Raw genomic sequence first — 13,542 nt, forward strand, 5'->3', positions numbered from 1 at the left:
TCTCCTGATGAGGGCCACCCGCCTGAAACTGGCGAGCGATGGGGGGATTGTAAGGACAGTTTTGTGCCCGGCCTTGCCGCCAAGCGACAACTTCTTATAGCGCAAACCCCGGATTTTCCCGGGTTTACGGCAATGCGACATATACCGTCGCAAAGGCGCAGTTTAAACCGTCGACGACAATTGCAGCAGGCCTGCGAGGATATCAATTCCACAGCTTGTCGCTGCGATAACTATGTACCGCACTTCATCGTGCGCATTTTGATTCGCTTGGCACTTTTCCAGACGCCAAGGCGCAATCACCATGCAATCACCGACCGAAAAACCACCCGTGCCTCCTCTGGCTTCCGAGTACGCCCCGCTTCATTCGCCGCCACACTATCAACCCCTTCTCAATGGCATCCCTGAATGGCTGGGCAAGTCTTCGCAGACCAGGCGCGACGCACTGAAAAATGCGCGCAGAACAATTCCCGACACATTCAAGTTGGCACCACGGGCACAACACCTCGCGCTACGCGCCGCCATCGCAGATCACATGCAGGCGCAAAACAGTGTCGATCAGTTGCTGGAAGGCGTGCAGGACGCCCACACTTTTGCCGAACCCTTGCTGAAAACCGGGTTGAAATCACGCTACGGACTTGAGCTGGACGTGAGGGCAACTTTCCTGCGCCTCTATATTCCGATCACGCCGCCCGGCCTTTCCATCCGCACCGGCGTACGGGTCTGGACGGTTTCCTTGCTGGACGCGGCGCTGCACAACTTCGAAGAACATGAAACACGAGCCGACGCCTACGACAGCGACTCCTGCTTCATCAGCAAACCGTCGGCCACAGGACAGTTCGAGACACGGCCGGCGCTCGGCGCACAAATCGGCATACCTGCTTTCACGGGCCTGTGCCGGGAGCTGGATATCGGTGCCGGCTACAAGCGCTACCTTGAAACCAGCCTCGGCATCTCCGATCCGGTCGTGGCCGCTGAATTGACCCCGAAGGTCAAAGCGACCCAGATCGCAGGTCTCAAAGCCGCGCTTGAGCTGGCGCGCCTCAACCGGGATATCGACGAACGCTGGTATCGCCTGATCGGTGGCCTGAGCGACGGTTTGCAGGGCATGCGGGTGAACGGCCAGACCCTGCGCTGTCACGATCTGACGATGATGTCGGCGGAGCTGGCAGGTATCGTGATTTTTGCGCCGGACCTGGAACAGGCAGGCACACCGTCAGGCGTGGTGGCCTACGTGCCAGGCGACCCTGAGCACCCGGTCAAATACTATGCCTCGACCGCCGAACTGGAGAAGGAACTCACCCGTCAATTGCGCTCCCCGCAGTACCAGCAATTTTTCAGCGGATTCGTCGCCCATGCCCAGCGGGGGCAATTCTTCTCCGAGCTGAACCGGCGCCTGAGCCAAGTGAAATGGCACGCCCCCGAACCCGGCAACCCTCAGCCCACCTGGCGCGATACCCCCATTGAGCACCCAAAGTTGCAGCTGGCGATCAGCGCCATCGCTGGCGACCTGTCGGAACACCTTTACCAACGCAAGCTGAACAAGATACTCAACGATGCCGCCACCCTTGCCGTCCCGACCGCGGCCGTCGACCGCAATGCCCGCTGGGCACGATGGGATTCCTTTGTCAGCGTGGCGACGTCGATTCTCCAGATTGCCGCGTTTGTCGTGCTGCCCTTCGTGCCGTTCCTGGGTGAAATGATGATGGCTTACATGGCCTATCAGTTTCTCGACGAGGTATTCGAGGGCATTGTCGATTGGGCTGAAGGATCGGCCACCGAGGCCGGCGAACAGTTGTTCGCCGCGCTGGAATCCCTGGTGCAATTCGGCGCTTTCGGGATTGGCGGCAGTATCGCCCTGGCCGAACTTCCCAGGATACTGCCGGCCCCCGTCGTGGCCTTCATCGATCGTTTCCGGCCGGTCAAGTTGCGCAATGGCAAAACGCAGTATTGGAAGCCGGACCTGAAGCCCTATGAACAGCAGGCCCTGCCGCCCGATGGAAGCGTGCCGGACCCGTCCGGCCTGCATGAGTATCAAGGCCGCAAATGGCTGCCGGCCGAACAGGGGCACTACGCCGTCAGCCATTCGGGACAGCCGGACAAGTTGTACATCGAACATCCGAGCCGACCGGACGCGTATCGCCCTACCGTTTTCCACAACGGTGAAGGCGCCTTCCACACCGAGCTCGAGCGCCCGCTGGAATGGGACAGACCGACGGTATTGCAGCGCCTGGGTCCAAGTGTTGAATCGCTGCCCCCGGCGCGACGCGAACGCCTGCTCCAGGTCAGCGGTTGCGACGAAGACGTCCTGCGCAGGATGCACATGAACCGCGAGCCCATGCCGCCCTTGCTGGCCGACAGTCTCCAGCGTTTTCTGATTGATCGGGACTTGCAGGATTTCATCGACCGGATCGGCAGCAGCAAGGCCGAGGATTACCTCACCGCCGATCCGCTGATTCAACTCCAGCTTCTCAAGGATCAGCACCTGTGGCCCTCCGGCAGACGACTACGCCTGTTCAGCGAACAGGGCGACGTCGTCTGGCAATCCTCCACCGATCAACAGTTGCCGCTGACGGACATCCATGAGAACAGACTGACCGACGGCGACTTGCTCAAGACTCTGCTGCAGACACTCGACAACCACGAAATCAATACGCTGCTTGAAGAGGAATTCGGCCAGGTGATCGCCCTCGAAGTACGCACCCGAAACCTGCGTGCCCGTCTGACGCAGATCGCGACAACTGAACGCACGGCCTTGTTCGAGACGCGCTATCAGGCGCTTCAACACCGCGATGAACCGCTGGCAAGAACCGTGGCCCTGCACGAACCTCGCCTGCCGGCAAAAATCAGCGAAGCGCTGCTCAATACTGCCACGGGTTCAGAACTGTTGGAGATCGAAGCCGGAAACTGGCCCGCTCGGCAACAGGAACTGGCGCAAGAGGCCCGGCATGAACTGCGGGTGACTCGCGCCTACGAAGGGCTGGAGCTGGATTCGGTGCGCAATCCCGACTCCGACACCCTGGCGCTGCACAGCCTCCAGCGATTACCGGGCTGGTCTGGCGACGTACGTCTGGAGGTACGTTCCAGCTCCCCGCAAGGACAACTGCTCGACAGTACGGGGCCCGAATCGGCCGCCATCAGGAGGGTACTGGTACTCGACGCCAACGGTCGATGGAAGCCGTATGACCAGCAGGGCCTGGAGTTGCAGGGGACCGCCGATTTCTACACCTGCGTTCTGCAAGCCTTGCCGGACGCCCAGCGCCAGGCATTGAATCTGCACATCGGTGAAGGTGAAAAGCTCAGGCAGGCCCTGCGTGACAATCCGCTGCCACGCAGTGATCTGCGCCTGACGATTGTCGACGAGCCCCCTTCCCCGCCGGCCATCGAGACTCTGCGCCTGACCGGGGCACAAGGTTACGCCCGAGAAACGCCGCGCACCCCGCGCACTCTGGAAAACCGCATCAGGCAGGTGTACCCGAGACTGTTGCAGGGCGACTTGCAGGACATGGTCGCGCGACTGCAAGCCCACCCTGACGGGGCGAATGCAGAACTGTCGCGGCTCAGCCTCGAATACGCCCAGCTCGACAGCGACCTGAATCAGTGGATACACGCCGCTGCTCCCAACAATCCGGAAACCGGGCTCTCTCCGTCCCTCGCCCGACAGATGGCCACCCTGCGCGACCGCCAACTGTTCGCCCATCTTCTGCGCAAATGCTGGCGCAGAGAAACCCCGGAAGCGATCGGTTTCCGTCTGTTGTTTTCAGAGCCACTGCCGGGGGACTTGCCCGTCCTGAGCGCCAATTTCGATCACATCACCAACCTGGAACTGACCGGCACAGATAATCCCGGCGGCGTCGACGCATTTCTCCAGCGTTTCCCAAACTTGCAACGCCTGGCCCTGAACCATTTCGACCTGGACGACCTGCCGCAAAGTCTCCAGACGATGCCCTCGCTGCGACAACTGAGACTGCGCCAATGTGGCGTCGTTCTCACCCCACAAAACCAGCTGCTGCTGTCGTCACTCAACGAACTGACGGCGCTCGATCTGCAAGGTAACCCCTTGGGTATCACGATGGACGTCAACGGCCTTTCTGCGCTGACCTATCTCAATCTTATGGACACCGGTATTTCCGCACTGCCTGCCGGGCTGCTGGATCATCCGCGCATCAGAAGCGCCTGGCTGGCCGGCAATCAGATCACTTCGCTGCCCGATGTGCTGTTCGAGCTGTCGCCCAGCACCGGGGCGATATTCGATTTCGCCGGCAATCCACTTTCCAACGCCACGCGCGAACAGGTGAAAGTCTATTTCAACCGCACCGGCAATTACATGGGCGTGCGGCCAGAACAACCCGAGATCGACCGCACCAAAATGCTGTTCACCGACCTTAACGATCGCCAGGCCAGCGAGCTGATTTACCGACTTCCAGGCTCTCTCGCCCAAGGCCGGCTTCAGCTGGATCAATGGGAAGCCGAAATAACCCGTTTGACCGCGGACCTGACCAGCTGGGCCCGGGACATTCCGGACCGCAATCCACTCAGTGGCGAGACACTGACCTTCAATGAACGACTCGAAGAACACTTTGCCAGGGAAACGTTCGCCGGGCGCCTCGAACGGCTGTGGCGTCACCGATCCACGACTCAGCCGCTGGTACGGGCCGAAACCTTGACTGGGCAGGCAACATTCATGGGCGACATGCCCGTACTGAGTGCGGATTTCAGCCACATCCGCACGTTGTCCTTGAGTGGCAACAAATCGATCACCTCCACATCTTCATTCCTCGCCAGCTTCCCGCGGTTGACTACGCTGGTTCTGCGCGATTTCACACTTGACCGGATTGCGCAAACGCTCGCCCGCCTTCCAGCCCTCGAAGCGCTGGTCTTGAACAATTGCGGCGTGACTTTCAGTGCCGAAGCGCAAGCGGCACTGGCCGCCATGCCCGTGCTGGATTCCCTTGAGTTGCCCGGCAACCCATTGGGCGATTCACCCGATGTCGGCGCCTTGAGCCAACTCAACTACCTCGATCTTTCCAGCACGGGCATCAACGAAGCGCCAGTCGGCATGACTCGCCATCCGAACCTCAGAACGGCCATCGTCAGTGACAATCGGATCAGCGAATTTCCCGAGGACTTTTTTCAACTGCCGGCCACCGTCAGCGAAGGATTTGATTTTTCCGGCAACCCGCTGAGCGCTGAGACCCGGGAACGCATCAAGACCTACTCTCGGGAAATCGGTCCGGATTTCGGCGTACCTGCCGATGCAGCAGATATCGCAGCCACCAAAGCCCTGTTCCCCGCCCTGGACACCGAGGAAGCCAGCGACGTCTTCTATGGCTTGCCCGGCGACCTGGAACAGGGCCGCAGCCTGCTCAGGCACTGGAAGGCGGAAATCGAACAACTGGTCGCGGACCTCGAACAATGGAAGACCGCGATTCCCGCCTCACATCCGGTCAGCGGTCAACTGTTGAGCCCGGCAGAGATGTTCGTCGAGCACACCAGGAGAACAGCCTTTGCCGACCAACTGGAGCGGTTGTGGCACATGCGGTCTTCGGACAACCCCAGGCAGCGGCACGACACCCTGATAACGACGCTTACGTTCATCGGCGAGCTGCCTCGGTTGTCGGCGGACTTCAGCCATATTGCAGAGTTGTCAGTCCATGGAAGTACGACCCTGAGCGCCACCGACGCCTTTCTGGGTTCTTTCACCGGCTTACGTCATCTGGAGCTGCATGATTTCAACCTCGCAGAGATCCCGCGAGCCTGCGCACGAATGCCTTCGCTGCAACGCCTGATCCTGGAAAACTGCGGGTTGTCACTGACTTCGCCTGGCCAGACCATCCTTTCCCCTTTGAATGCCCTGCAGTATCTGAATCTGAGTCGCAACCCGCTGGGTGCGCCTCCACCTCTCGAGAGCCTACCGGCACTGACTCATTTGCGTCTGGTCGATACCCAACTGACCAGCGTGCCGGACGGCCTGCTCACACGCCCGCGCCTGACCGTCGCGATCCTCGATCGCAACCGGATCAGCGAACTGCCCGAAGACCTGTTCGATATTCCGGTGAACACCCCCCGACAATTCACCTTCGCCGACAACCCGCTGACCGCGGCCACTCGCGATCGGATCAAAGTCTGCTTCCAGCAGCACCGGCAGAACTTCGGCGTCTCAATGCCCAACGAAGATCTGGACCGGCTCATCGAACTGTTCCCGTCACTGGACCGCGAGGATGCCGAACGCGTCTTGTACCTGCTGCCGGGAACCATCGAGCAAGGGCGTGCACAAATTGCCCGCTGGGAATCAGAACGGCGGCAACTGGTCGACGAGCTGGACCGCTGGGTGAACGATATTCCCGAGCGTTTCCCCGCCACCGATGAAGTACTCAGTCAAATCGAACGCGATACCGAGCGTGCCGAACGCGAGGCCTTTCGCCTGGAACTCGAGGCGTTCTGGCGCGAACGACTGGAGGAAAATCCGGAAACACGGGCTGTAACACTGAGCCTCAATCTTGCGTTCATTGGCGACATGCCGTCCTTGAGCACTGACTTCAGCCACGTCACGGCGCTGTCGTTACACGGCAATTCACAACTGCGGATCAATGACAGCTTTCTGCACTGTTTTCCCGGCCTCGAAACCCTGGAGCTGCGGGAGCTGGCGTTGGGACGAATTCCACAATCGATCACCCGGATGCCTGCACTCGAGGAGCTGGCATTGAGTGACTGCGACGTGGTGCTGGACAGCGAAGGCCACACGGCTCTTGGAATGCTGACCCGACTCAAAAGCCTGGATCTCTATCGCAATCCGCTGGGCATGGTGCCTGACTTGCGCAACCTGCGAGCACTGGAGTACCTCGACCTGTCGGCGACGGCCATCACCGAACTTCCCGCGGGGCTGTTGAACCACCCCGCACTTGAAACGGTTGTACTCAACAACAACCGCATCACCGAGCTTCCCGAAGATGTCTTCGCCTTGCCGGCAGCCGTCGGCAATGGCTATGACTTCGGCGACAATCCCTTGAATGCCGCCACCCGTGACCGGATCAAGATTTACTATCGCCGTAACGGCGAAGACCTTGGGGTCATGGCCGAAATGACAGACCTGATCCGAGTCCAGACCCTGCACCCCGCCCTCGACGACGAACAGGCGAGCGCCTTCATCTACCGACTGGACGGCTCGCTGGCGGATGGGCGGAGCGAACTGACACGTCTTGAAACCGAACTGGCAACATTGCTGGGTGATCTTGCGGCATGGGAGGCCGACCTGCCGGTCAATGACATCAGCGGCCAGCCACTCGACGCCGCGGAGCGCCTGAAAGAAGAGCAAAACCGTGCGCGTTTCAAGGAGGAGTTGCTGACCTGCTGGCGCAAGACACCGCTGGAAGGCGCGGATATCGAAGATCACCGCTTCGCGTCGAGCCTGCCGCTACGAGGTGAACTGCCGACACTGACGGCGCAATTCGGCCACGTATCGGATCTGTACCTGCTCAGTGTCAGCGATCACTCGCCGCGCATCGGCCGTTTCCTGGAGGCGTTCCCCAGTCTTGATAGCCTCGATATCCGAGGCTACGACCTGAGAACCGTCCCCGAAGCCATCTTCAGGATGGGGCGTCTGACGTCGCTGAGCCTGCCGGAATGCAACATCACCCTGACGCCAAAAAATGTGAACGGCCTGGCGGGGCTGCACACTCTCGAGCTCTTGCACCTGCAGGACAACCCACTTGGACTGGCTCCCGACCTGAGCAACCTGCAGGCACTGACCGATCTGGACTTGAGCACGACCGGCATCCGCGAAATTCCCAAGGGTGCGCTTGGCAACTTCAACTGGATGGAAATCGATCTGTCAGGCAATGAAATCAGCGAAATGCCGGACGAACTGATGGAGGTACCGGCCTATGTCGGTGATCGCTACGATTTACGTGGCAACCCCTTTTCCATGCGTGCGATGAACCGCATCCGAGCCTATTTCCAGGAGACGGGCAACACCCTGAACGTCGACGGCATTCTCGATCATCCGCCCCAGGTCATACGGCCCGTCGTCAATATCGAAGACTGAGCAAGACCTGGAGTATCAGCGCCCTCGAGGCGCTGATACCCGGAATCAACCGCGCTCGGGCGGCACCGAGGACAATTCGAACGGGCTGCTGCTGCGCCGCTGGTTGCGGTCTTCCCGTGGCGTGGCGCCGAAGAAGTTGCGATAGGCGCTGGAGAAATGCGGCCCCGAGGAGAAACCGCACGACAGGCCGATCTGGATGATCGACTTGCTGGTCTGCATCAGCATCTGCCGGGCCTTGTTCAGGCGCAGTTCCAGGTAATACTGGCTCGGCACGCGGTTGAGGTATTGCTTGAAGATCCGCTCCAGCTGGCGACGGGACACGCACACGTGCTGGGCGATTTCGTCGGTGGTCAGCGGCTCTTCGATGTTGGCTTCCATCAGCAACACCGCCTGGGTGAGCTTCGGATGGCTGGAGCCGAGACGGTTCTGCAATGGAATGCGCTGACGCTCACCACCTTCACGAATGCGCTCGACCACCAGTTCTTCGGACACAGCACCGGCCAGTTCCGCGCCGTGATCACGTGCCAGCACTGCCAGCAACAGATCGAGCACCGACATGCCGCCGCACGCCGTCAGACGATCGCGATCCCAGTCGAACAGATGGCTGGTGGCGATGACTTTCGGGAAGCGCTCGGCGAAATCGTCCTGCCAGCGCCAGTGCACCGCTGCGCGGTAACCGTCGAGCAGACCGAGGTGCGCCAGCGGATACACGCCAGCCGACAAACCACCGATCACACAACCGGCGCGTACCAATTGCTTGAGCGCGCTGTTGAGTGCCGGCGCCAACGTGGTCGGTGGCTCATCGGCGAGCAGGAACAGTTTCTGGAAGTTTTCGAGTTTGCCGGCCCAGGGTTCGCCGGGCAGTTGCCACTCACCGTCAGTCGGTGCTTCGGCCTGCAGGAACGACAATTCGTAAACCACATCCGGATGCACACGCTGGGCAACACGCAAGGCCTCCTCTGCCAGCGCCAAAGTCAGAGCTTTAGTGCTGGGCCAAATCAGGAAACCAATTCGATGGGCAGTCATGGCGGGCGATCCGAAACGTAAACAGAGGGAAAAACCGAAATCGGCTGCAACCAAATTAGACCATCTGGCGCGCTGCGCAGCATGACCTAATCTGGTGCATAACGGGAGCGATTACTTGAGGCTGCCCGAGAGGAATTGTTGCAAACGTTCCGATTGCGGATTGACCAGCACTTCACGCGGGTTGCCGCTTTCTTCGACGACGCCTTTATGCAGGAACACCAGCTGGTTCGACACTTCACGGGCGAAGCCCATTTCGTGAGTTACCACCACCATGGTGCGGCCTTCCTGAGCGAGGGCCTGCATGACTTTCAGCACGTCGCCGACCAGTTCCGGGTCGAGGGCCGAAGTCGGCTCGTCGAACAGCATCACTTCCGGCTCCATCGCCAGCGCACGGGCGATTGCCACACGCTGCTGCTCGCCACCGGACATGTGCCCCGGGAACGCGTCCTTACGATGGGCCACACCCACCTTGTTCAGGTAGTGTTCGGCTTTCTCGCGGGCTTCGGCCTTGGACACGCCGAGGACATGAACCGGCGCTTCCATGATGTTTTCCAGCGCGGTCATGTGCGACCACAGGTTGAAATGCTGGAACACCATCGACAGGCGCGAACGCATGCGTTGCAGTTGCTTCGGATCAGCGGCTTTCAGCGCGCCGTCCTTGTTCGCCACCAGTTTCAGCTCTTCGTTGTTGAGCAGGATCTTGCCCGCGTGCGGCTGCTCGAGCAGGTTGATGCAACGCAGGAAAGTACTTTTGCCGGAGCCACTGGAGCCGATGATGCTGATCACATCGCCGGCGGCCGCTTTCAGGGAAACGCCCTTGAGCACTTCGTGACTGCCATAGCGTTTATGCAGGTCTTGGACTTCAAGTTTGTACATGCGGTCGGTTCTCACAAAAACAGTCAGTCGTTGAGCAAAGGGCCGTCGCGCAGCGCATCGCGCCCCGCCACTTTGGCCAGCCAGAAACCGGGTTGGGCGTAACGCAGCCGCTCAATGGCAAACAGCACCCCGGACGTACCAGCACACACCGTGCTGACCCGATCCGACAGCGGATCGATCACTTCGAAAATCTTGTCACCGGCTTCAACCCACTCGCCGGGCTTGCGCAGAAAACTCACCACCCCCGGATGCGGCGGCAGGAGCAATTCAGTGCCCTCGAACGGCATGCCTTCGCACGGCTCGTGCGCCGCGCTCGGCCACCCGCCACGGATCAGGCCCTGCTCGGCGAGGAACGCCAGAATGCCTTCGGCCCAGGCTTCGGCCTGCGTCGGCGTGGTGTCAGCCTGACCGCCGAGTTCGACGGTGGTCGCCAGGCACGCCAGTGGAATCTGCGCGTCCGGGAACAGCCGCGACAGGCGCAGCCACGGCAGCGAACAGGCCTCGTCGAACGAGCTGCCGCCGGAGTCTTCCGCCAGCAAACCGACCTTCACGTCCAGGTGCGCGGCGAGCGAACGCCACTGCGGCCAGTGTTGCGGCAAGGCGTACATGTGCAGCGCGGCTTCGCAGTCGCAATGCAGGTCCAGCACCACATCGGCGGTGGCGGCATGTTGCAGCAGGATGCGCTGCATGCCTTGCAACTGGCTGCTGGCCTCGGGCAATGCGGCCAGGTGATCGGCCATTGCCTGACGGATCAGACGGATGTTGGCGTGCGGATCATCACCGAGTTGTCCTTCCAGCCTGGCGGCCACGGGGGCGCTGAGCTCGACGAAATCACGGTTGAAATTCTTGCCGCTGCCGGCCTCGAAACGGCCCTGATGATTGCCTTGCAGCAACTGGCCGAGACCCAGCGGGTTGGCCACCGGCACCAGTTCGATGACGCCGTTGAGCAGGCCCTTGGCTTCGAGTTCGCCGAGGCGTTTTTTCAGTTCCCAGGCAGTGCGCATGCCGGGCAGTTCGTCAGCGTGGAGGCTGGCCTGGATGTAGGCCTTGCGCTCGCCGCTGCCGAAACGAAAAACCGAAATCCGGCGCTCGCTGCCCAAATGACTCCACGGCAGAACGTGGTCGATGCGTTCCATATCAGTGCTTCCTCGGGGCCAGGTAGCTCAGCCAGCGACGCTCGGCCAGCTTGAACAGGCGCACCAGAATGAAGGTCAGGCACAGGTAGAACACGCCGGCGGTGATGTACGCCTCGAACGGCAGGTAGAACTGCGCGTTGACGGTACGGGCCGCGCCGGTGATGTCGATCAGGGTGACGATGGACGCCAGACTGGTGGTCTGCAGCATCATGATCACTTCGTTGCTGTACTGCGGCAGCGCCCGACGCAGGGCCGATGGCAGCAGGATGCGCTTGTACATCTTGAAGCGCGACATACCCATGGCCTTGGCCGCTTCGATCTCGCCGTTCGGCGTGGCCTTCAGGCTGCCGGCGATGATTTCGGCGGTGTAGGCGCTGGTATTGATCGCGAATGCCAGGCACGCACAGAACGTTGCGCTGGACAGCCACGGCCACAAGAAGCTTTCACGCACCGCTTCGAACTGGGCCAGACCGTAGTAGATCAGGAACAGTTGCACCAGCATCGGCGTGCCACGAATCACGTAGGTGTACAGCCAGGCCGCGCCGTTGACCACGGCGTTCTTGGACACACGCATCAGCCCCAGCGGCAGGGCCGCGAGCAGGCCGAAGAACAGCGACAGCGCGAGCAACTTGAGGGTCGTGACCAGACCGCCGAAGTACAGCGGCAGGGCCTCCCAAATGACGTTGTAGTCGAAGATCATAGATCAGCCGCCCTTACGCCTACCGAGTAGCGCTTCTCAAGGTGACGCAGCGCCAGCAACGAGACACTGGTGATCACCAGGTACATCGCCGCCACTGCGAGGAAGAAGGTGAAAGGCTCGCGGGTGGCGTCGGCCGCCTGCTTGGCCTTGAACATCATGTCCTGCAGACCGACCACGGAAATCAGCGCGGTGGCCTTGGTCAATACCAGCCAGTTGTTGGTGAAGCCCGGAATCGCCAGACGGATCATCTGTGGCACCAGCACGCGGAAGAACACCTGGAAGCTGCTCATGCCGTACGCCATGCCGGCTTCGGCCTGACCTTTGGGGATCGCCATGAACGCGCCGCGGAAGGTTTCCGACAGGTACGCACCGAAGATGAAACCAAGGGTGCCGATACCGGCGGCCAGCGGGTTCAGGTCGATGTAGTCGTCATAGCCGAGCATCGGTGCGACGCGGTTGAGCAGGTCCTGACCGCCGTAGAAGATCAGCAGGATCAGCACCAGGTCGGGAATCCCGCGAATCACCGTGGAATACAGATCGCCCAGCCACGCCAGCCAGCGTACCGGCGACAGGCGCAACGCGACGCCGATCAGCCCGAGAACGATGGCCAGGGCCATGGACGACAAGGCGAGCTGAAGCGTCAGCCAAGCGCCATCGAGGATGACAGCCCCGTAGCCTTTCAACATGATTCAGGTCCTCGAAAGTTGGGATGAAAAAATGGCGCAAACCGCAGAGATCCTGTTGCTTGCGCCATTTCGGACGGGTCGAGCGACGTCTTTACTTGCCGTAAATGTCGAAGTCGAAGTACTTGTCCTGGATTGCCTTGTACTTGCCGTTCTCGCGGATGGCCGCGATGGCGGTGTTGATCTTGTCTTTCAGGGCGTCGCCCTTGCGTACCGCGATGCCTACGCCGTCGCCGAAGTATTTGACGTCGGTGAACGCCGGGCCCACGAACGCGAAGCCTTTGCCGGCGTCGGTTTTCAGGAAGCCGTCATTCAACAGCGTAGCGTCCGCCACGGTGCCGTCGAGGCGGCCGGCGGCCACGTCGAGGTAGATTTCGTTCTGCGAGCCGTACGGCTTGATCTCGGCACCCAGCGGGGCCAGGACTTCGCGGGCGAAACGCTCGTGGATCGAACCACGCTGCACACCGATGTTCTTGCCTTTCAACTCAGCCAAACCTTCGCTGACCTGAGTGCCTTCCTTCATCACCAGGCGAGCCGGGGTGTTGTAGTACTTGTTGGTGAAGTCCACGGACTTCTTGCGGTCGTCAGTGATCGACATGGACGACAGGATCGCGTCGATCTTGCGCACTTTCAGTGCCGGGATCAGACCGTCGAACTCTTGCTCGACCCACTGGCACTTGACCTTCATTTCTTCGCACAGCGCGTTGCCGATGTCGTAGTCGAAACCGACGATGCTGCCGTCCGGCGCTTTGGATGCGAATGGAGGGTAAGCCGCTTCGATACCGATTTTCAGAGGCTTTTCATCGGCGAATGTCGGCAGGGACAGCACGGACAGTGCCAGGGCGCCAAGCAGCACAAGTTTCTTCATCTTGGGACTCCATCGGTAAAGGGCAAAAACGGCAGAGTGAGCGACAGCCCAATATGCGAATGGGTGTAACGAAATCGGTTGCTGCGTGCGTGGGACAGTTCCAGTCAAAACCGCGAAGGCTTCAACGCAAGCCACGACGAGCGAGTGATCGGCATTCTAACGACAGGCCCGAAGCCGATATTTCTTCAATGCGACAACTAATTACAGATGCA

Annotated in this window: 7 protein-coding genes; 1 reads left to right on the forward strand and 6 read right to left on the reverse strand. The window is 60.6% G+C overall.

The features are described 5' to 3' along the window. Nucleotides 1-301: 301 nt before the first annotated feature. Nucleotides 302-8,041, forward strand: a complete 7,740-nt coding sequence (locus tag K3819_RS22100) for a dermonecrotic toxin domain-containing protein (RefSeq protein ID WP_221397939.1) — start codon at nucleotides 302-304, stop codon at nucleotides 8,039-8,041. Nucleotides 8,042-8,086: 45 nt separating this feature from the next. On the opposite strand, the gene argR is transcribed toward K3819_RS22100, so the two are convergent. The 6 genes from argR to K3819_RS22130 all read right to left on the reverse strand — a co-directional run bounded on the left by argR (nucleotide 8,087) and on the right by K3819_RS22130 (nucleotide 13,330). Further along, on the reverse strand, nucleotides 8,087-9,067 hold the full coding sequence (gene argR / locus K3819_RS22105) for a transcriptional regulator ArgR (protein ID WP_221397940.1): 981 nt from the start codon (nucleotides 9,065-9,067) through the stop codon (nucleotides 8,087-8,089). Between the two features lie 111 nt (nucleotides 9,068-9,178). Beyond that, the gene (locus K3819_RS22110) at nucleotides 9,179-9,943 is read right to left on the reverse strand and encodes an ABC transporter ATP-binding protein (protein WP_003227281.1); all 765 of its coding nucleotides are present in this window, start codon (nucleotides 9,941-9,943) and stop codon (nucleotides 9,179-9,181) included. Between the two features lie 23 nt (nucleotides 9,944-9,966). Further along, on the reverse strand, nucleotides 9,967-11,079 hold the full coding sequence (locus K3819_RS22115) for a succinylglutamate desuccinylase/aspartoacylase family protein (RefSeq protein WP_221397941.1): 1,113 nt from the start codon (nucleotides 11,077-11,079) through the stop codon (nucleotides 9,967-9,969). A gap of 1 nt (nucleotide 11,080) precedes the next feature. Continuing rightward, nucleotides 11,081-11,779, reverse strand: a complete 699-nt coding sequence (locus tag K3819_RS22120; RefSeq protein ID WP_039772064.1) for an ABC transporter permease — start codon at nucleotides 11,777-11,779, stop codon at nucleotides 11,081-11,083. Next, nucleotides 11,776-12,465 carry an ABC transporter permease gene (locus tag K3819_RS22125; protein WP_007951063.1) on the reverse strand — a complete coding sequence of 230 codons (690 nt, stop codon included), beginning with the start codon at nucleotides 12,463-12,465 and terminating at the stop codon, nucleotides 11,776-11,778. Before K3819_RS22125 ends, K3819_RS22120 begins: the two co-directional genes overlap by 4 nt. A gap of 91 nt (nucleotides 12,466-12,556) precedes the next feature. Beyond that, nucleotides 12,557-13,330: an ABC transporter substrate-binding protein gene (locus K3819_RS22130; protein WP_011335541.1), complete on the reverse strand. Its 774-nt coding sequence runs from the start codon at nucleotides 13,328-13,330 to the stop codon at nucleotides 12,557-12,559. Between the last annotated feature and the right edge of the window lie 212 nt (nucleotides 13,331-13,542).

The sequence above is a fragment of the Pseudomonas sp. 3-2 genome (assembly GCF_019710535.1).
Classification (GTDB): Bacteria; Pseudomonadota; Gammaproteobacteria; order Pseudomonadales; family Pseudomonadaceae; genus Aquipseudomonas; species Aquipseudomonas pharyngis.